We start from the raw sequence: 19,481 nt of genomic DNA on the forward strand, positions 1-19,481 counted from the left end.
AATAAACTTCACCGTTTGCTTTTTAAATTCTTCATTGTAGCGTTGCCGTTGTTCCCCCATGTGGACACACCTCCGTTAGTCTTATTATCCTTCTGTCCGTTAACGGGTGTCCACTTTTTATTCTAGCTGCACTGAGTCCGTCTCTTTGCCAAAACGCTGAATAAGGCAGCAAATAGGGTACCCTGAGTCCGGCAAGAAAGTCATAGGGGAGGACAATGCAAAGCTGCTTCAAAACGCCCCCAAAGTTTGGAAAAGGCGAGACTGGGTTCAGGCAGGGAATGTTGCTGTAACGTAGAGTTACGTACCTTTCTTGTTGACATGGTTGGTCGCATTACCACAATCCCTAACAAGTGAGGTGTTTTTTGTAAATACAAGTAAATCTATTGGATTTTGCTTACTCACCCAAGGGTCTATGCCATTTTTCCAGCTGCGAAAGTTGAGTAATAACAAATAGCAGACCGCAGTCCAAATCGGCGCAATGCCAATTCCTCCACACGGCCAAATCCACCACAGCGGCAGCTCCACCATATGGGCAGCTCCACCATATGGGCAGCTCCACCATAGGGACAGCTCCGCCTCAGTGGCAATTCCACATATGGACAGGCTTCACCACAGGGACAGTTCCGCCATACGTACAGATTCGCCACCCATACAGCTCCACCCCACCCGTATTTCTTCAGTTCATCCTATACAGGACTTTACCTTCCAAGTCCAAGTTCGGCCCCCCTCTGCTCCTTTCCCCACCAGTCAGCACCAGCTGCACCCGGCAGGCGTCATGCGAAGAAAATAAAAAAATGCCTCCGGCCAATAGGCCAAAGACATTTGGGGTTCGCTATATGAAGTAAGTCCAATTAGAACAGCACTTTGAAAATTAGACCGGCAAGCACGGCGCTAATCGGAATGGTGATAAACCAGGTGACGACGATCCGGCCCGCAACGCCCCATTTGACAGCGGAAAACCGCTTAGCGGAGCCTACGCCCAAAATAGCGGACGTAATGGCGTGCGTTGTACTGACCGGCAGATGCAGCAGGGTGGCCGTAAAAATAACCGATGCCGCGGAAACATCCGCCGCAAATCCGTTGATCGGCTCGATTTTAAAAATCTTGGTGCCCATCGTCTTGATAATCTTCCAGCCGCCGATTGAGGTACCGAGCGCCATAGCAGTTGCTGCAGAGATCTTAACCCACAGCGGAACCTCCATCGTGTCCAGCCGGCCCGAAGTGACGAGCGCAAACGTGATGATACCCATCGCTTTTTGCGCATCGTTGGTGCCGTGCGTGAAGGACTGGAAGGCCGCAGTAACAATCTGCATTGTACGGAAGCCCTTGTTGACCGTATGCGGACTCCGCCGGGCGAAAATCCATTTGAGGATCATCATCACGACATAACCGATGGCAAACGCAATCAACGGCGAGAAAATCAGGCCTTCCACGATCTCGATAAAACCGCTCCATTTCACGTGATCCGTACCGGCGCCCACGTAGACCGCTCCGGCTAGCGCGCCGATCAGCGCGTGAGACGACGATGAAGGAATGCCGAACCACCAGGTGATCAGGTTCCAGGCAATCGCCGCAATAAGCGTAGCGATGATAATCTCAATCCCGTTATCGAGCGTGGTCGGGTCCGCGATGCTGCCGCCGATTTTTTTAGCGACACCGGTAAACAGCATGGCTCCCAGGAAGTTCATAAATGCAGCCATAATGATGGCCGTCCGGGGAGGCAGCGCCCGCGTGGACACGGAGGTCGCAATCGCGTTGGCCGTATCGTGGAAACCGTTTATAAAATCGAACGCCAGGGCTAGGAAAATGACAATGCCAAGTACAAATAGTGATGTCTCCATGTTCTTCTAGCCCCTTACGAGTTGCGCATAATGATCGATTCCAGCATGTTGGCGACGTCCTCGCACTTGTCCGTTGTCGTCTCCAGCCGTTCGTACAGCTCCTTGCGCTTAATCAGCTCAATGGGGTCTTTGACTTTTTCGAACAGGTCCTTCGTGCAGATCCGCAAAATTTCATCGCCCTGGTTCTCCAGGTCGTTCAGACGGATCGTATATTCGCGGATGGCCAGCAGCTTCTTCTGGGACAGCAGATGGACGGCTTTTTGAATCTCATAAGACGATTGGCGCAGAATCTCGGCGAACTGCACAATGTACTCGTCAGGCTCCCGCAGGTTGTACATGTAAAAACGGGAAGCAGACGCCTCCAGACCGTCGATCACATCATCCATGCTTGTAATCAGGTCCATAATATCGTCGCGTTCCAGCGGCGTGATAAACGTCTTGTTCAGCTCAGTGATGACCGTATGCGTGTACGTATCGCATTGGGACTCGTATTTCTTCATCTCTCCGGCGAACGTTTCCAAATCGCCCAGATCCGCAATATGCTTGGCAAAATAATCAGCCGCCTGCACGATGGTGTCGGCCATATTCTCCAGCGTTTCAAAGAAAATGTCTTTTCTCTTCAACTTCATTATCCAAGACCCCTTTACGTATAATTGCCCGTGGAACCGTGCGGCGTCATCCAAAATGTAAAGAGAATGTAATGAAAATGAATGACAACCCTTGTTATCTTAACACATCCACAAGAGGGAATGAAGCGTCAGGTCTGCTTTTTTTGACATTCCCTTAACATTCTGTTTACAAAAAATTTGCTTTTTCCGCATAATTTGCAGTCCCCGGAACAAATGGGGGATTCTGTATCCTTCCATTCCTCTACTGTAAGGATACCCATGTCGGGCGAACCTACACCTGATTTCGTCTTATTCTGTCAAAAAAGCTCTGCATCACCCGCCCCATTGTTCAGCCGTGAAGAAGCCCAACTCCCTTAGCCCGATTGCTGCCTTTTTTGGGCCAAACGGGCGTTGGCATCCGGAACTGTTTTTCGGCAGCGCCGCATTCGGGTATGTAACAATGACTTGTTTTTTTTGAGACCCCCGATTCCATCCCGACGTTTTTTTGCCAAAGGAGGAACCTGCTTCATGTCGATTACCGAACGTTTTACGCATTGGATCGGGAATTTTCGCTGGCTGGATGCCGCCGTCGCGCTGGGCATCTTTTTGTTGTTTCTTTTGCTGCGGACGCTGTTCATCCGGTACATGTACGCATTTGCGCTGCGCAAATTCACCCGCTTTCACGGGATTGTGACGGTGCTGGAGGCGCTGAACAAGCCGCTGCGTTTTCTGCTGCTGATCATTGGGGCGTATGTGTCCTTGCGGTATTTTGCCGGAGGCTTGTGGGGAAGCTGGCTGTGGACGATCCCGATTTTCCGGAGTCTCACGATTCTGGTTATCGGCTGGGCGCTCTATAATCTGTCGTCGTCTTCTTCGGTTCTGATTGAGGGTGTGGGCCGGCGGTTCGGGCTGGACAGCACCAGTATGCTGATCCCGTTCCTGTCGCGATTCCTGCGGATTATGCTTGTGCTGCTGACGCTGGCGGCCATCGCTTCCGAATGGGGATTTAACGTAAACGGGGTTGTTGCCGGCATGGGGCTTGGGAGTCTTGCGATTGCGCTTGCGGCCCAGGATACGCTGGGCAATATTTTTGGCGGCGTGGTGCTGATTGTGGAAAAGCCTTTTGTCCGGGGAGACTGGATCAAGACGCCCGAAACCGAAGGGATTGTGGAAGACATTACGTTTCGGAGCACCAAAATCCGCACGTTTGACGATTCGCTAGTGATCATTCCGAACGCCAAATTGTCTGACCAGTCGATTACAAACTGGAGCGAGATGGGGCACCGGCGGATCAATTTTAATCTGGAGGTGGCGATAGATGCCGATCCGGACCATCTGCGCAGGGCAGTGGAGCGAATGCAGCGTGAAGTAGAGGACAATGCAGGCATTGATGCAAAAAGCGTCCAGGTCAAGTTCAACGCCTTCGGCAGCGGCAGCCTGAAGCTGCTGTTTAACTGCTTCACGACAACGACGGTTTGGGCGGAGTATTTGGAGACGCTGCAGGAGATTAATTTGATGATCCTGCGGGTGCTGCGCGAGGAAGGCGTAGGGCTTGCGATGCCGGCCCGGCGGGTTGTGCTGGATGCGGAAAGCGGAATGTTCGCTGGTGCGGAAGGCATGCCTGGGGGAAACGGCGGCTCTGCTGGGACTGGGGCTGCGGGCTGGATCAGGGCGGAGAGCCGGACGGAGCCGGAGGGGTGAGTACGGAAGCGACGCTTGGGCATCGTACTTCCACGCAATAGGTCTAGCGTCGTTTCCGCGGCCCCCATCGCCGATTCCAGCCCCGATACTAGCTTTCCGGCATTCTCACAGGAGGGCGGCTAAGCGCCCTCCCCGCTTTTTGCGCCGCCTATCGTTACATGGCTGTCGAACGCCGGATCGTTTGGCACGATCAAAAAGTGGGTCGTCCCCGGATAAAGGGCGGCCTCTTTGCCGTCCCGGATAAACCGGATGGCATCGCCCGGACGCCGGGACCATTTGCCTTCGACAACTTGTCCGCGCTGGAACAGCAGCGCTTTGCCGCCAAGCTCCAGGCCGACCGACAGGCGGCCGACGTCGTCCAGCACCTTGTGATCGGCGCCAAGCACGATGACATTTGCGGCCTCGACAGGGGCGCTGCTGCTCCGGTCGAGATGCGGCTTGCCGTTCATCGAACGGACATAGGTCCGGCTGTCGGCGTTGTAGCTGTAACCCACGTTATAGCTCTCCAGCAGAAACCTTACGCTGAATCCCGCAGCCAGTGTTCCGCCCGCCGGAGGCGCTTCTTCCGGAGCGGCGAAGGTATAAGCCGGAACCTTAACCTGGGCCGCATACCCGAGCTTGTCCGCTCCTTCCCGCAATTTTGCCGCGTTGGTGTATAGATTATGCGGCGCTTTGCGGTCCTTTTCCCGCCAAAAGTACGCCCCGGCCCGGCCGATCTCATCCATATCGGGTTTGCCGCCGGACTGGATCAGCGCGTATGCGGCGGGACTGCCGCCCGCATGTACGAGCACACCGCCGTAGCTCTCTCCGATATCAATCAGATAAGGCCGGATGCTGCGCACAGGCCCGATCTGCGGACCGCCGCTCCGGCTCTGAAAAATCCCGATCAGCCGGGTAATGCCGCCCTCGGCCAGCACCTCGTACAGCAGATCAGCTTCGCTGATCCCCGACTGCGGCCGTGCGGCCGGCGCGTTGTTGATCATGACCGCCAGCGGACGCGGTGCGGGCAGCTCCGTCAGCGGCAGTCCGGTCAAGCCCGAAACCGGACCTTGAGACGGAACCGGCGAGGGAGAAGGCGCACTCGTGGCGGTAGCGGTTACAGCAGGCGACGGGGACGGCAGCGGAGCGGGAGCGGGGGCGCTTTCTTCTCCGGCGCCGCAGGCGGTCAGCAGCAGCGGGGCTGCAAGCGCCAGGCTGACGAGACGGGTGACGGGCGGTCTAACGTTCATAAAAGGCAAATCCTCCTTAACGGTTCTTCTACCATTTAATCACAGACCGCCCCGGTTTGTCTTGAATCAATCCTGAGCCGCGGCAAGCAAAAAGGCCCTCCCCTTGAACCCCGCAGGGTTCATGGGACGGCCAACACGGCTTACTTATAGCAATTAACGCATGATGCAATTTTAATCAAACATCCAGCAGTTAAGACTCAGCGTCCCGTATTGATAAGCCTGAATCATCCGCTGCGCTTGTCTGCCTGTATCCGCAGTGCCCATCGCGTAGAACAGCGGAACAAAATGCTCTCTGCCATACGACGGCACCGCCTGCCGGGCTTGCGGCGCTTCCAGCTCATACCGGAACAGCCGGTCCAGCTTCCACGATTCCAGCTGCTCCGCAATCCAGCCGTCGAATTCAAGCGCCCACTCTTCAGGGCGGTCGCTTTCACCAAGCAGCCGCAAATTATGAACCAGCCCGCCGCTGCCGATGATGAGGATGCCTTCCTCCCGGAGCGGCGACAGCATCCGTCCGATCTCATATTGTTCTTCCGGCGAACGGAGCGAATCGACGGAGAGCGCAACGACGGGAATGTCCGCCTTCGGATACAGCTTGCTCAAAATCACCCATACTCCGTGATCGAGCCCCCGCCCGAGCACCGGCTGATGCGGCAGGTTATTGTCCTTGAACAGCCTTTCAATTCTCCGGCTGAGCTCCGGGCTGCCCGGCGCCGGATAAGACATCTCGTACAGTTCTTCGGGAAATCCATAGAAATCATGCATCGTTCCATGCTCGTTATCCACGGTCAGCAGCTGCTCGGGGCTGTCCCAGTGGGCCGAGAATACAACAATGCCGCGAGGCGTCGGAAGGTCTTGGCCCAGCCGTTCCAGGAAACGGGTATACTCGTTGTCCTCGACGGCAAGCAGCGGCGAACCGTGTGCGATAAAAAATGCGGGTAATTTCATCGGATGCCAACCTCCAAACCGAGTTAGTGGCGTGCCCTTCTATTTTACCCCTTATTCCCCTGCAATGCGAATCGCCAGGCCAAGGGCTAAATCATCCAGTTTTGCCACTCCTGCTGCACCTGCTCGCGTTCGTTCAGCCATTCCCGGGTACGCCGGAACAGCTGCTCCTGCACCGGACCGGACGAAAACGTGTGGTTTCCCTGAAAAATAATCTCCTTATCGCACCGGCCCTCCTGCCGGTTCCAGAAGTGCTGCTGATAAAGCGATGCGTAATCGACCGGTATGATTTCATCGGCTGTGCCGTGAATGACCAGCACATCGCCGCCGAATTTCGATGCTTCCTGGAAGGGCTGAAACTCCGCCAGAGAATGGAAATAAGCCGGGGTAAACGAATAGCCCACATGATCCGCGCTTCCGTCCTTTACCGACGCTTCGTACGTGTTCATGCCGACAATCTTGACGATATCGTTAAAAGGATAACCAACCGCCGCCCACAGCACCAGGTTCTTGACGCGGCGGTCGCGCACGGCAGTCAGCAGCGCTACCGCGCCGCCAAGGCTGTGCCCGATCAGCGTCACCCGCTGCGGGTCGATGTCTGCGCACCCGAGGCCGTATCCAAGAACGGCCCGGGTCTGCTCAATCATCGACTCCAGGCCTTCGGCGCCGTAGTCGCCTCCGCTCTCCCCGCAGCCCGCATAATCGAACCGGATAACCAGCGTCCCCTCCGCAGCGAGCTCGCGGGCCGCTTTGACGAACAGACGGTCCACACCAATCCGGCTGCCGACGAAGCCGTGACAAATGACAGCCAGCGGCACCCGGTTGCGGCAGCGCCCGCTTCCTCCCGGCTCCTTCGCCGGGTAATGCAGACTGGCCGTCAAATCGTAATCACGATACCGGATGGTGATGTTCCGTTCCATGGTTTTTTCCCCCTTGGCTATATGAAAATCATTAAATTTATTATTCCGATTAAATTACTATGATATACAATTCTATCTTAACGTCCCCCTTGCCGGGTGTCAATATTCCCCGCCGGATTCGGGCAATGAAGAACCGCAGGGCGGATGCCGCTGCGGCCGGGGGATGATCAAGAAGGGATTCCGGCAGCGGCGCCGTTCCAGCAGGGAGCCGGCTGCCGCCGCCGGGGAAATTCGGCTAGCCTATTCGTAGCTGTGGCGGAACATGCTGTGCGTTTCCATCCGTCCTTCCCAGCCGTTCAGCCATTCCTCCGGCGCGCCTGGAGCGCATTCCCAAAGGCTGCTTCCCGCCGGGCAATCCTCATTCGAATTCGAGTTCGTATTCGAATTCGAAAACGCGTCCGTGTTCTCAGGCGTCTCCATACCGACGGCCATATTAACGTCCCGGATCTGCAGGCCTCCGTCGGCCCGCTGTCCACTGTGCTGATCCATTGGCTGCACACTCCCTTTTTCTCAAATCGTACCCGCTCTCTAGTGTGGGCGGACTTCGTGCATTTATACACAATCGGCAGCGTTTAGGCACGATTCTTTCGGGGAGACAGTTTCAAGTGCCCATTCTTCAGGGAGACAGCGCCAAAGCTCACCAATCTTCCCGGGCTAAAGGCCGGTGCTGGCCGCTTGCGCTTTCCCCGGCGTCCGGGCTATAGTTAATTTGAATCCCATTTGAGGAACAGGAGGCACAGCCCGTTCTAATGAAAGTCAAAGAAATGATCCAAGAAAACAACCGCCTCCGCGAGCGTCTTACCCCTGACAACCGATCTTATCTGGAAGATATGATTATCCAGCTCAGAGAAAGCCCGGTCGATCCCGTAAAGACGGAGGAACTGCTGCTGCAGGCGGCCCATGATCTGCTGGAAGCGCAGGAACGCGGAATGGATGCCCGCCAGCTATTTGGCGATGATCCACTGGCCCACTTCCGGGACGTAATCAACAGCGTTCCCCCGCGCCTGGCCCGCAGCAAAACCTCCCAATATATCATGATTTCCTGGATTGCCTTAACCCTGCTATTCGGAGCATTGGGCGCAGCGGGCTTAGCCGCTGTTTGGGCCACGGGCGATCCCGGCGTCTTTGGACGGATCAGCGTGTTCACCCTGATCGTCATAGGCGGCGGCTCCATTGTGCTGATCGAGCTGCTGATGAAATGGATGGCGGGCGCACCGGAGCAGGACCGTCCGCTTCCGGGCAAGTTTAATATCAAAGCGCTGGGCCTCTATATCGGCGCAGCGGTCGCCGTTATTGTAGCAGGCCTGTTTTTGGACAGGCTGCTTCCGGTCATTCCCTTGTCACCTTGGGTGGCCATCGGCATTTTTGTTGCAGGATCCATTGGATATATGGTGTTTTTCCGGCGTAAATAACGTCTTTTTCCGCAGTCGAATGAAGGATGGATGGAGGCACTGACGATGACAATGAAGCGCGGGCTGCCTATGGCGGCTCTATCCCTGATCCTTGCCCTGCAAACCGGCGGCGTCTCTGCGGCTCCGGCCAAACCGGCGGTTACCGCCAGCCATTCCGAAGCGGTCTACCAGGCTTTTTTGCCGCTGCTGTCCTCTTCCGGCAAGCTGCCGGATGCAATCGTCTATCTGTCGCGCAAAATCTACGCCGTTACGCCATACCAGGCAACCATGATGGTGCTGCGGCTGGAGAACCTGCACAAGGCCGGCCTCCCGGGCTGGGAGAAACGGCTTGCAGACCCGTCGCTTCAGCGGCAAATCTCCGGACGTTACAAGCCGGGAGACAGCTTCGCCGACCTTGCCGAAGGCCTGCAGAATACAAGCCAGCGCACCCTGCTTCTTTCCGCCCATGTCAGCGGGTACAAGCCGGAGACGGCGGAAGGCAGTATTTTTCCGGTAATCGACTATGATGCCTACTTGAAATTCAAACCGTATGTGACGGCTGACATCAAAGACTATTTGGCCGTCATGGCCGTGGAAGCTGCACATCCGCCGGCAAAAGACAACGGTCTCGTCATCGCCTGGACCGAAGTAACGGAGCGGGCGCGGACGCAGGAGAAATTTATCCGGACCCATCCAAAGTCCAACCGAACCGCCCAGGTCAAAGCGATTTACAGCCGCTACCTGGATTACACGCTGTACGGCTTGAACAATACACCGCTTTTTCACTATGACAACCAGGAAATGGACCTGGAAGCCGAAAAAGCTTACCTGCAGGCGATCTCCGGCAGCAATGCGGACAGCGAGTACCTCCGGGTGCTGAAAGGGTTCATGGGCCTATTGGCAGACAACGGCTACAAGCTGGACGATGCCGTCGAAAGCTACCGCAAGGAGCATACTCCCAAAAGCTAGCTCCATCCTCATAACGATTAAATGAGGAATGGTGCTCTCCACAGAGGAATATTGCCCGTGCGCACACACCAAAACAGCCTCCGCCAAAAAGCGCGGAGGCTGTTTCTTTTTAACTCGCCCGTCAGATCAGCAGGCTGAACAGATTGGAGTCTTTATTGATTTCCTGATAGTCGACGCCTTTCTGATTCATCCGCTCGATCAGCGGTCCATAATTCTCTTTCGAGAGCAGCTCGATGCCTACCAGAGCGGGGCCGTTTTCCTTGTCGTTCTTTTTGGTGTATTCGAACCGGGTAATGTCATCGTCCGGTCCCAGCACATCCTCCAGGAATTCACGCAAGGCGCCGGCGCGCTGCGGGAAATTCACAATAAAGTAATGCTTAAGCCCTTCGTAGATCAGGGACCGTTCCTTGATCTCCTGCATCCGGTCGATATCGTTGTTGCCGCCGCTGACAATACAGACAACGGTTTTGCCCTTGATCTGCTCCCGGTACATGTCGAGCGCTGCTACGGGCAGGGAGCCTGCCGGCTCGACAACAATCGCATTTTCATTATAGAGGGACAAAATCGTCGTGCAGGCTTTCCCCTCGGGCACCTTGACGATATCGTCCAGATAACGGGCGCAGATATCGTACGTCAGGCCGCCGACGCGTTTGACCGCCGCTCCGTCCACAAACTTGTCCATCTGCTCCAGTGTGACGACGCCGCCCTGCTCCATCGCCGCGCTCATCGAAGCCGCTCCGAGCGGCTCCACGCCAATCACGCGGGTGGATGGGCTTACCGTCTTCACGTAAGTGGCAACGCCTGCCGCAAGACCGCCGCCGCCAATCGTGACAAATACCAAATCGGCCGGCTGGTCCAGGGACTCCATAACCTCCATCCCGATTGTGCCGTTGCCCGCAATAATCATCGGTTCGTCAAAAGGATGAATCAGCGTCATGCCTTGCTCGATGCACGCCTTCATCGCTTCGTCATACGCATCGTCAAAAGTGTCGCCGGTCAGCACTACCTCGACATGTTTGCCGCCGAAACGCTTGACCTGCTTGACCTTCTGGTTAGGCGTTGTGCTAGGCATGTACACCTTGCCTTCAATGCCAAGCGCATGGCAGGAAAATGCTACGCCCTGTGCATGATTGCCCGCGCTCGCGCAGACAATTCCTTTGGCCCGCTCTTCCTGGGACAAGCTGCGGATCATATTGTAAGCGCCCCGGATTTTGAAGGAGCGGACAACCTGCAGATCCTCGCGTTTCAAATAAACATTGCATTCATACCGTGCGGACAACACATCATCCCGCTGCAGCGGCGTCCGGACAATCACTTCACGCAGCCTGTGGTGGGCCCGGACGATATCTTCCATTCCTACAATCCGGTTGTCGCCTTCTCTCATTTCTGTCTCCTCGCTTCATTCGCTGGTGCATCCCAAGCCTGCCAAGCCGGCCGGGGTCTAGCGGTTTCTGGGTATTGGAAGGACGGCGGACCCGGCCGCCGTCTCAAACGTTCAATCTATATAGTACCATACTCCCCCGCCGCCGGGTTGGCAAGCCCCGTGGATCAGCTGCCAACCACTGGATTCTGCATCCGGCACTAAATACAACTTAATCAATGGAAATCCATACCCTCCGTTCAAAAAGATGTAAGGTATAGCTCCGAAGGCTTGTTGTAACCCGCATATGACCTATGTACCATAATGGGGTCCAAGCAATGGGATCCAAGCACACACAAAAAAAGCCCAAACGCCGAATGCCAGCGCTTGGACTTGGTATATAAAAAGAACGAGTGCATTCCTGAGGCGGCAGACCGGAGCACGAACACCGGCTGCTTTGGGTTTGCTGCTGTTTTTGCTGCTACAACTTTTGCTGCTATTATTGCCGCCGCTTTCCAGCTATTTCTTGAGTCTAATCGCTGCTATTACTGCTAATGCCTGCTGCTCTATTGCTTTTTCATCCACTCGATCAGGTCCTGAAGTCCCGACCACAGCGGCAGACGGTGCAGCACATATTCAACCGCTTCGTCTTCATCGCCGAAGCCCACCGCATCCGGCAGTTCGAGCGGAAGAGGCTTGCGGTCGCACAGATAATCCGGGATATGGGAATTCGCGGCCACAGCGACCCGGTACATCATTTTAAGGCTGGAGGAGGTTCCCCGCTTAAGATATTCAAGCACCAGCCTGTCAAAAGCCCATGCGGCCGAACCTTCTTCGTTGTAACGCTGAAGCAGCTCCTCGGCCCGGTCCAAACGCCGGCGGTACAGATAAACGGCAGCCAGGAGATAACGTGCTCCGTGATTGTCATGCGGGTTCAACTCCAGCATCTGCTCAAGCTGGCGTTCCGCCTCTTCGGCTTCGCCGCCCATCCAGCACGTCTGCGCGTAATGCATTTTGATCTGCATGTAAGGACGCGTCTCCGGGGCTCCCCAGAAATGCCCGGTATACTGTTCAAAAAACTCCCGGCCAAGCTCCCGTTCCCCGGCTTCTACACCCTGCTTCAGCAGACTGCGCACTTCAGCCTGATCCGTTTGGTTCTCCGCCAGCACCAGATAGGCTTCCGGACAATCCGGGTGCAGCCGGATCGCTTCTCTCGCGAGTTCGGCCCGTTGTTCGGGGGACGTTTCCTGAAAAGCCCGGAACAGCAGCGCGGCAGCTTCCGCCCGGGAAGCACTGCCCGACGCATAATGCGCTTCGGCATCACCGTCTGCAAGCATGGCGCCCAAGTCATCGTCGTCGTAGTTAATCAAATCCTGGAATCTGGCGGATACCGTTCCTGCCGAAACGCCGTATTTTGCCGCCAATCCGCTTTGGGTGAGTCCAAAGCCGAGCTGCTCCGACACCAGGTACTCCACCGCCGCACAAAATGCGCCCGGTTTGCGGACAACCGGGTTCGCCGAGATGCAGTAGTCATGCCAAAGGGTAAGCGCATAACCGATCAGCTCGCGTTCGGTTTCGTCTTTCATCCCCTCAATCAGTTGAAGGGCGGTCTCCTGATGGGCCGGCTGCGGCCATTCCAGCTCGCGGTTCACCATCTTCTTCAGTCCGGCAAGCGTCACTTTCTTCGGCTCTTCTTCCTGCACGGCCTCTTGCTGCGGATCCACCACATAGCCGACCACCCGGCTCATCGGCTGCGGCGCCGCCGGGGCACCGCTTCCAACCAGTTGCATATAGGTGCGTTGAGCGGCGGTATCCTTCTCCAGGCAGCACCGCTTGTATTTATTACCGCTCCCGCAGGGACAAGGATCGTTCCGTCCGGGCTTGTTCATTCATTCGTCCTCCTTACACTATGACAACCCATGCAGTACACTGCTCCATTCAGGAGATCAGGCAGATCCGTTATTCGGTCATGCCGTATTTTCCCCAAAAATAACTCGTAACAAGCGTACTAGCAGTCTGTTGCTATTTTACATCACTCTAGCCGTTTTGATAAGCGTCTTCCCGGTTCAACTCTCAGCTCCCGCTCGCATAGACAGCATTTCCCCGCTCAGTTGAGCAGGATGCGCATGTTTCCGATGGGAAGGCCCCAGCAGGCTGCTTTACGTTTCCGGGCTGGTGACCTGGGGCTTGAGAAAACCGGTAAACCGCGGAGCTGCAAGCATTTATGCCTTCATACACGGTGAAAAAAGGCCTTCCCTCTGCAGGAAAGGCCCTTCATTCTATCTATCTGTTTCCGTACTTGTTCCCCCGTACGAATTGTATTATAGCATTGAGCGGGGCGCTTGTCAGTCTTTTTTTGGGACTTATTACAACATTTTTTTCAATTATTGGGCGAATACACGAAAATAGATTTGGGGCGTTTCAAACCCGAATTTCCAGGTTTTCCGGGTTATCCGAGTTTCCTGGCGTTCTCTGGTTTCTCCTGCTTCTTCGGATTCCCGGGCTTTTCCGGATTCCCGGGCTTTTCCGGATTCTCGGGCTTTTCCGGATTCTCGGGCTTTTCCGGTTTTTCCGGTTTCTCCGGATTCCCCGTTTACCCAATTTCCCCCGGTTACTTGGCGATCAACGCCTTGGCTGCTATATCGGTCCGGCTCTGCTTCCCTGCAAAATGAATCATCTCCACCTCACGGTAAGCCGCAGCGCGCGCTTCCGCAATGTCCGGCCCCAGTCCAACAACGCCCAGCACCCGCCCGCCTGCGGTAACGAGCCTGCCCTCCGCGTCCCGGGCCGTACCGGCATGAAACACCAGCGCCTCCGACGGTTCCAGCCCTGTAATCGGCAGGCCTTTCGGGTAGCTGCCCGGATATCCCTCTGAAGCGAGGATTACGCATACAGCCGCTTCATCGCTCCAATCGATTTCGACATCCGCAAGCCGGCCTTCCACTGCGGCAAGAAAAATCTCCAGCAGATCGGTGCGCAGCCGCGGCAGCACAACCTGGGTCTCCGGATCGCCGAACCGGGCATTGAACTCAATTGTCTTTGGCTTGCCGTCCGGCGATATCATAAGCCCTGCAAACAGCACTCCCGTGAACGGCCGTCCCTCCGCCACAAGCGCACGGGCCGTCGGCCGGATAATCGTCTCCACCGCTTCCTGAATAATCGCGCCGTCAATGTGCGGGAGCGGCGAGTAAGTACCCATTCCGCCTGTATTGGGACCCAGGTCGCCGTCATAAACCGGCTTGTGATCCTGGGCCGCCGGCATCGGGCGGACCGTCTCCCCGTCGACAAACGCCAGAATCGACATCTCCTGGCCTTCCAAAAACTCCTCGATGACCACCTGGCTGCCCGCTTCGCCGAACACCTTCGACACCATAATGTCGGCAAGCGCGGCTTCGGCTTCCGGCATCGTGCGGGCAACCGTTACGCCTTTGCCCGCCGCCAGCCCGTCGGCTTTGATCACGATCGGAGCCTGCTGCGAGCGAAGATAAGCCAGCGCCTCCTCGTAGTCGTCAAACTTGCGGTATGCTGCCGTGGGTATTCCGTATTTGTGCAGCAGATCCTTCATAAAGGTCTTGCTGCCTTCGATTTCCGCCGCATTTTTCCGGGGACCAAACACCGGCAGCCCCACCGCTTCAAAAGCGTCCACGATTCCCGCCGCCAGCGGATCATCGGGGCCGACCACAACAAGACCGACGTTCCGTTCCTTGGCAAACGCCGTCAGCTTGTCGAATTCAAACACGCCGATCGGAACGCATTCGGCCAGCTGCGCGATCCCGGCATTGCCAGGCGCGCAATAAATCCGGCCCGCTTTCGGGCTTTTTGACAAACTCCAGATAATCGCATGCTCCCGGCCGCCTCCGCCGATGACCAAAATATCCATGCTCCTTGCCTCCGCTTCCTAGTGTTTGAAGTGCCGAACGCCGGTAAAGACCATGGCGATGCCGTGTTCGTTCGCGACCTTGATCGACTCCTCGTCCTTGATCGAACCGCCCGGCTGGATGACAGCCGTGATGCCGGCTTTTGCTGCCAGCTCAAGCGTATCGCCCATCGGGAAAAACGCATCGGATGCCAGCACCGCGCCCTTCGCCTTTTCTCCCGCCTGTTCAATCGCGATCCGTGCTGCGCCAACCCGGTTCATCTGCCCTGCGCCTACTCCGACCGTCATGTCGTCCGCAGCCAGCACGATGGCATTCGATTTCACATGTTTAACGACCTTCCAGCCGAACAGCAGCTGCTTCAGTTCTTCCGGCGTCGGCTGCCGGTCCGTTACCACCTGCAGCTCGTCGGGATTCAGGGAATGCACGTCGCTTTCCTGCACGATCATGCCGCCGTCAATGGAGGTGACGACATAACTGCTCTTGCGCTCAGCCGCCGCACCAATGTGGCCGATCCGGAGCAGACGGATGTTCTTTTTCTTCGTCAAAATCTCCAGCGCTTCCTCCGTGAAGCCCGGCGCCAAAATGATCTCCAGGAAAATCTCCTTCAGCAGATTGGCCGTATCCGCGTCGATGATCCGGTTCGCTGCGACAATGCCGCCAAAAATGGAGGTCGGGTCGGCGTCGTACGCTTTTTTGTAGGCTGCGTAAACACTTTCGCCCACGCCCACGCCGCATGGATTCATATGCTTGACCGCCACAACGGCCGGTTCGTCAAATTCTTTGACGATCTGCAGCGCCGCGTTGGCGTCGTTAATGTTGTTGTAGGACAGCTCCTTGCCGTGCAGCTGCTCGGCCCCAGTCAGCGTATCGGTAGCAGCCAGCGGTTTGCGGTAGAACGCCGCTTTTTGATGCGGATTTTCGCCGTAGCGCAGGTCCTGGATTTTCTCGTAAGTTACCGTCAGACGCTCCGGCAGCGGATCGCCCGTCACCTGGGACAAATAATCGGAGATGAGCGCATCGTAAGCAGCCGTATGACGGAACACCTTGGCCGCCAGCCGCTTGCGTGTCTCCAGCGTCGTATCGCCGCCGCTGCGGATTTCCTCAAGTACCGTGCCGTAATCGCCTGCGTCGACCACTACGCTGACAAACGCATGGTTTTTGGCCGCAGAGCGCAGCATCGTCGGACCGCCAATGTCGATGTTCTCGATAGCTTCTTCGTAGGACACATCCGGCTTAGCAATAGTTTGCGCGAACGGATACAGATTCACGACCACCAGATCGATGTAGCCCAGCCCCAGCTCTTCCATCTGCCGGATGTGCTCCTCGTTATCGCGTACCGCAAGCAGGCCGCTGTGTACGGCGGGATGCAGCGTTTTGACGCGGCCGTCCATGATCTCGGGGAAACCCGTTACATCGGAGATCCCGATTACCGGCACGCCTTCTTTTGCCAGCAGGGTGCTGGTTCCGCCTGTCGAAATAATTTCTACGCCCAACTGGGATAATTCCCGGCAAAACTCCACGATGCCCTGCTTATCCGATACGCTGACCAGCGCTCTTCTGATACTCACTTTGAAAATCCTCCTCCGTATTTGTGATATTGTTCAGTAGGCTGCACTAGGAAGTGCAGATGTCTGACGGGTGAATCCGAGCCGCCATTTCGAGTGGGGCCTCCGCTATAACAAAAGGTGGCCCATAAGAAATACAGAGGAGCTGCGGCGTTACTGCGGCGAATTTGGACTTTCAGTCGCTGTTATTTTCGGGTCGGTCTATTTACGTTGGGTATTAGAATACAGAGGAGCTGCGGCGTCACTGCGGCGAATTTGGACTTTCGGTCGCTGTTATTTTCGGATTTCTTATATTCTACTCAGCGGGGGAAATCCGAAAATAAAGGCGAACGCTCCGCTCCTGCAGTTCCAAATTGCCTCCGTGCCGCCTCCGCTGGGCTGTATTTCAAACCTTCCGAAAATAGAGGAGCATATACCGAAAATATCGCTGATGCTCCAGCCTATAATCAAATTGCCTCCGTGCCGCCTCCGCTGGGCTGTATTTCAAAACGTCCGAAAATAGAGGAGCATTCCAAAAATATCGCTGACGCTCCAGCCTATAATCAAATTGCCTCCATGCCGCCTCCGCTGGGCTGTATTTCAAAACGTCCGCTAAATAGCGGGGCAAATACCGAAACTATCGCTGACGATCCGTCCTGCAATCAACTTAGCTGCCGTACCGCGCTCCGCTACCGTAACTTATTCGCCATCCCTTTCGCCCAGATATCCGGGCATCCTGAGGACCGCGGACTTTTCGAGAACGAATCATTCCACTGCCTAAATTCGGCAGTTTACAATGCACAAAACGTTACCACGCTTAATTTGTTCCCTTCTGTCCGCCACGTTTTGCGCCATCCGGCAGCTTCCGCCTCATCTCACGCTATTTCCCGAGAAATAAAAGATGGCGTCATTCCGTGGCGGCCGCGCCAGGAGCGGATTCGACACAACTGCTGCGGATGTCCGTTGCTCACAAATTCTGCGAATTGCGAGTGTCTGCCGCATCTTCCTCGGCTCCCTTTTTACAAGCAGCCGCAAGTCCCTGTTACGAACGAGCCTCCAGTGAACAGACGCCACAGAAGCGGTTGCGGCCCGCCAGCCCTTAGGCTATACCGATTCCCTATTTTCAGCCAAAAAAGTTTTTCGCCCATCCAGCCGCACCCGTCCAGCGGCAAGCGCCGCAACCACTTCAGGATACAGCACGTGCTCGACCTCATGAATGCGGGCCGACAACAACTCATGCGTATCGTCTTCCTTGACGGGTACACTTTGCTGGGCAATCACAGGTCCGGTATCCATGCCTCCATCGACAAAATGAACCGTAACGCCAGTCAGCTTCACGCCATATTCCAACGCCTGTCCAACGGCATCCTTGCCCGGAAACGCAGGGAGCAGCGACGGGTGAATGTTCACGATCTTACCGGCATACGGTTCCAGCAGCACCGGGGTGATCAGACGCATGTACCCGGCAAGCACCACCAGGCCGATTTCCCGGCGCTTAAGCTCCGCCACAATCTCGCGTTCGTAAGCCGCGCGGTCGGCGAAATCTTTTGGACGAAGGGCCAGACAAGGAACCCCCGCTGTCTTCGCCCGCTCCGTTACCCGCGCTTCCGGCTTGTCCGTGACGAGCAGTTCGATTGTACCGCCGCCAAGCCGCCCTTCCCGCTGCGCATCAACGAGCGCCTGGAAGTTGCCGCCTGTACCCGAGGCAAACACAGCGATCCGGTTCATCGGCATCACACCTCGATTCCCTTGAAGACTACCTTACGTTCTCCTTCCGTCACCCGGCCGATCAGGTAAGCGTCCTCGCCTGCTTCCTTCAGCAGCGCAAGCGCGCGTTCCGCCTCGGCGGCTTCGACAACAAGCACCAGGCCGATGCCCATATTAAAGGTAGTGAACATATCGCGGTTCGACACGCTGCCTTGGCGCTGCAGCAGCTCAAACACCGGCAGGACCGGCCAAGTTCCGTGCTCAATTTCGACATCGACCCCGTCCGGCAGCACGCGCGGAATATTTTCGATAAATCCGCCGCCCGTGATGTGGGCCATCCCTTTTACCTTCACCTGCTCCAGCAGCCCGAGCAGCGGCTTCACATAAATCTTCGTTGGCGCCAACAGCACGTCCGCCAGCGGTTTGCCAAGCTCCGGCAGCACCGCATCCAGCGCGTATCCGCCTTCTTCCAGCAGCAGCTTACGCACCAGCGAAAATCCGTTGCTGTGCACTCCGCTCGACGCGAGGCCAATAACGACGTCGCCAGGAGCGATGTCCGCTCCGGTGATCAGCTTTGCCTTGTCGGCTACACCGACCGTAAAACCCGCGATGTCATATTCGCCTTCCGCGTACATGCCCGGCATTTCGGCCGTCTCGCCGCCGATCAGCGCGCAGCCCGCCTGGTGGCAGCCTTCGGCGATGCCCGATACGATCGCTTCGATTTTTTCCGGCACTACCTTATCGCAGGCCAGATAATCGAGGAAAAAAAGCGGCTCCGCTCCCTGCACAACGATATCGTTTACGCACATGGCCACCGCGTCGATGCCGATCGTGTCGTGGCGGTCCGCTGCAAAAGCGAGCTTCAGCTTCGTGCCGACGCCGTCCGTGCCGGACACCAGCACCGGTTCTTCGTACTTGCTTTTGTCCAGACCGAACAGCGCGCCGAAGCCGCCCAGATCCGTCATGACCTCGGGACGGTACGTGCGCTTCACGTGTTTTTTCATCCGTTCTACCGCTTCATTGCCGGCCGCAATGTCCACTCCGGCCTTTTTGTACGCTTCCGACACTCGTGACACCTCGTTTCAAGTAATAAGGGATGACCCCTTTAGGATCTGCTTCGTCTGTTAAGCAAAAAACGATCGTACAGCTCAGCAAACAGGTATAGCTTTCCGGCGTGCGGCCGCGTGTTTTTGGCGTATTGCGATGGCAATAGCCCACGCTTTTAGGGGCGTATTGCGGAGCAATAGCCGCTCGCTTTTTGGGGGCGCATTGCAGAGCAATAGCCCCCGGCGCCTTTGCGTTAAGCAAACAGCCGACCGCTTTTGGGGGCGCATTGCAGAGCAACAGCCCCCGGCGCCTTTGCGTCAAGCTAACAGCCGCTGCTAGCC

The 19,481-nt window shown here is 56.3% G+C and carries 16 protein-coding genes; 3 read left to right on the plus strand and 13 right to left on the minus strand.

What is annotated here, in order from left to right; translation table 11 throughout:
- Positions 1–297 precede the first annotated feature (297 nt).
- The 3 genes from ACE6ED_RS26865 to ACE6ED_RS26875 all read right to left on the minus strand — a co-directional run bounded on the left by ACE6ED_RS26865 (position 298) and on the right by ACE6ED_RS26875 (position 2,470).
- A complete protein-coding gene (locus tag ACE6ED_RS26865) occupies positions 298–528 on the minus strand; it encodes a hypothetical protein (protein WP_410830524.1) in 231 nt (76 codons plus the stop codon).
- A 323-nt stretch (positions 529–851) separates the two neighbouring features.
- Positions 852–1,841 carry an inorganic phosphate transporter gene (locus tag ACE6ED_RS26870; protein ID WP_410830525.1) on the minus strand — a complete coding sequence of 330 codons (990 nt, stop codon included), beginning with the start codon at positions 1,839–1,841 and terminating at the stop codon, positions 852–854.
- Between the two features lie 14 nt (positions 1,842–1,855).
- Complete coding sequence (locus ACE6ED_RS26875; protein ID WP_410830526.1) at positions 1,856–2,470, minus strand: DUF47 domain-containing protein; 615 nt, start codon at positions 2,468–2,470, stop codon at positions 1,856–1,858.
- A gap of 507 nt (positions 2,471–2,977) precedes the next feature.
- On the opposite strand from ACE6ED_RS26875, the gene ACE6ED_RS26880 reads away from it, so the two are divergent.
- Entirely contained in the window at positions 2,978–4,150 is a 1,173-nt protein-coding gene (locus tag ACE6ED_RS26880; RefSeq protein WP_410830527.1) for a mechanosensitive ion channel family protein, read from the plus strand.
- Positions 4,151–4,269: 119 nt separating this feature from the next.
- Here the strand turns inward: ACE6ED_RS26880 and ACE6ED_RS26885 are convergent, their stop codons facing one another.
- The 4 genes from ACE6ED_RS26885 to ACE6ED_RS26900 form a co-directional block, all read right to left on the minus strand.
- Entirely contained in the window at positions 4,270–5,379 is a 1,110-nt protein-coding gene (locus tag ACE6ED_RS26885) for a DUF3048 domain-containing protein (RefSeq protein ID WP_410830528.1), read from the minus strand.
- A gap of 171 nt (positions 5,380–5,550) precedes the next feature.
- Positions 5,551–6,327, minus strand: coding sequence for a DODA-type extradiol aromatic ring-opening family dioxygenase (locus ACE6ED_RS26890; protein ID WP_410830529.1), 777 nt, complete (start codon positions 6,325–6,327; stop codon positions 5,551–5,553).
- Between the two features lie 86 nt (positions 6,328–6,413).
- A complete protein-coding gene (locus ACE6ED_RS26895) occupies positions 6,414–7,244 on the minus strand; it encodes an alpha/beta hydrolase (protein ID WP_410830530.1) in 831 nt (276 codons plus the stop codon).
- A gap of 240 nt (positions 7,245–7,484) precedes the next feature.
- Positions 7,485–7,733: a hypothetical protein gene (locus ACE6ED_RS26900; protein WP_410830531.1), complete on the minus strand. Its 249-nt coding sequence runs from the start codon at positions 7,731–7,733 to the stop codon at positions 7,485–7,487.
- 260 nt (positions 7,734–7,993) lie between these two features.
- Between ACE6ED_RS26900 and ACE6ED_RS26905 the strand changes: the two genes are divergently transcribed.
- Complete coding sequence (locus ACE6ED_RS26905; RefSeq protein WP_410830532.1) at positions 7,994–8,656, plus strand: DUF1129 family protein; 663 nt, start codon at positions 7,994–7,996, stop codon at positions 8,654–8,656.
- 45 nt (positions 8,657–8,701) lie between these two features.
- Positions 8,702–9,604, plus strand: a complete 903-nt coding sequence (locus ACE6ED_RS26910; RefSeq protein ID WP_410830533.1) for a hypothetical protein — start codon at positions 8,702–8,704, stop codon at positions 9,602–9,604.
- A 121-nt stretch (positions 9,605–9,725) separates the two neighbouring features.
- Here the strand turns inward: ACE6ED_RS26910 and ilvA are convergent, their stop codons facing one another.
- The 6 genes from ilvA to purM form a co-directional block, all read right to left on the minus strand.
- Entirely contained in the window at positions 9,726–10,988 is a 1,263-nt protein-coding gene (gene ilvA / locus ACE6ED_RS26915; RefSeq protein WP_410830534.1) for a threonine ammonia-lyase IlvA, read from the minus strand.
- A 542-nt stretch (positions 10,989–11,530) separates the two neighbouring features.
- A complete protein-coding gene (locus tag ACE6ED_RS26920; protein ID WP_410830535.1) occupies positions 11,531–12,853 on the minus strand; it encodes an SEC-C metal-binding domain-containing protein in 1,323 nt (440 codons plus the stop codon).
- Positions 12,854–13,575: 722 nt separating this feature from the next.
- A complete protein-coding gene (gene purD / locus ACE6ED_RS26925) occupies positions 13,576–14,844 on the minus strand; it encodes a phosphoribosylamine--glycine ligase (protein ID WP_410830536.1) in 1,269 nt (422 codons plus the stop codon).
- Positions 14,845–14,862: 18 nt separating this feature from the next.
- Positions 14,863–16,410, minus strand: a complete 1,548-nt coding sequence (gene purH / locus ACE6ED_RS26930) for a bifunctional phosphoribosylaminoimidazolecarboxamide formyltransferase/IMP cyclohydrolase (RefSeq protein ID WP_410830537.1) — start codon at positions 16,408–16,410, stop codon at positions 14,863–14,865.
- A 1,080-nt stretch (positions 16,411–17,490) separates the two neighbouring features.
- Entirely contained in the window at positions 17,491–18,120 is a 630-nt protein-coding gene (gene purN / locus ACE6ED_RS26935; RefSeq protein ID WP_410830558.1) for a phosphoribosylglycinamide formyltransferase, read from the minus strand.
- Positions 18,120–19,160 carry a phosphoribosylformylglycinamidine cyclo-ligase gene (gene purM, locus ACE6ED_RS26940; RefSeq protein WP_410830538.1) on the minus strand — a complete coding sequence of 347 codons (1,041 nt, stop codon included), beginning with the start codon at positions 19,158–19,160 and terminating at the stop codon, positions 18,120–18,122. Before purM ends, purN begins: the two co-directional genes overlap by 1 nt.
- Between the last annotated feature and the right edge of the window lie 321 nt (positions 19,161–19,481).

This window comes from Paenibacillus nanchangensis (genome assembly GCF_046543445.1).
In the GTDB taxonomy this organism is placed as follows: Bacteria; Bacillota; Bacilli; order Paenibacillales; family Paenibacillaceae; genus Paenibacillus_AQ; species Paenibacillus_AQ nanchangensis.

Bases quoted from the DNA above. Each gene is read 5' to 3' on its own strand.
- ACE6ED_RS26865 (WP_410830524.1), bottom strand. From the start codon at position 528: ATGGTGGAGCTGCCGCTGTGGTGGATTTGGCCGTGTGGAGGAATTGGC.
- ACE6ED_RS26870 (WP_410830525.1), bottom strand. From the start codon at position 1,841: ATGGAGACATCACTATTTGTACTTGGCATTGTCATTTTCCTAGCCCTG.
- ACE6ED_RS26875 (WP_410830526.1), bottom strand. From the start codon at position 2,470: ATGAAGTTGAAGAGAAAAGACATTTTCTTTGAAACGCTGGAGAATATG.
- ACE6ED_RS26880 (WP_410830527.1), top strand. From the start codon at position 2,978: ATGTCGATTACCGAACGTTTTACGCATTGGATCGGGAATTTTCGCTGG.
- ACE6ED_RS26885 (WP_410830528.1), bottom strand. From the start codon at position 5,379: ATGAACGTTAGACCGCCCGTCACCCGTCTCGTCAGCCTGGCGCTTGCA.
- ACE6ED_RS26890 (WP_410830529.1), bottom strand. From the start codon at position 6,327: ATGAAATTACCCGCATTTTTTATCGCACACGGTTCGCCGCTGCTTGCC.
- ACE6ED_RS26895 (WP_410830530.1), bottom strand. From the start codon at position 7,244: ATGGAACGGAACATCACCATCCGGTATCGTGATTACGATTTGACGGCC.
- ACE6ED_RS26900 (WP_410830531.1), bottom strand. From the start codon at position 7,733: ATGGATCAGCACAGTGGACAGCGGGCCGACGGAGGCCTGCAGATCCGG.
- ACE6ED_RS26905 (WP_410830532.1), top strand. From the start codon at position 7,994: ATGAAAGTCAAAGAAATGATCCAAGAAAACAACCGCCTCCGCGAGCGT.
- ACE6ED_RS26910 (WP_410830533.1), top strand. From the start codon at position 8,702: ATGACAATGAAGCGCGGGCTGCCTATGGCGGCTCTATCCCTGATCCTT.
- ilvA (WP_410830534.1), bottom strand. From the start codon at position 10,988: ATGAGAGAAGGCGACAACCGGATTGTAGGAATGGAAGATATCGTCCGG.
- ACE6ED_RS26920 (WP_410830535.1), bottom strand. From the start codon at position 12,853: ATGAACAAGCCCGGACGGAACGATCCTTGTCCCTGCGGGAGCGGTAAT.
- purD (WP_410830536.1), bottom strand. From the start codon at position 14,844: ATGGATATTTTGGTCATCGGCGGAGGCGGCCGGGAGCATGCGATTATC.
- purN (WP_410830558.1), bottom strand. From the start codon at position 18,120: ATGCCGATGAACCGGATCGCTGTGTTTGCCTCGGGTACAGGCGGCAAC.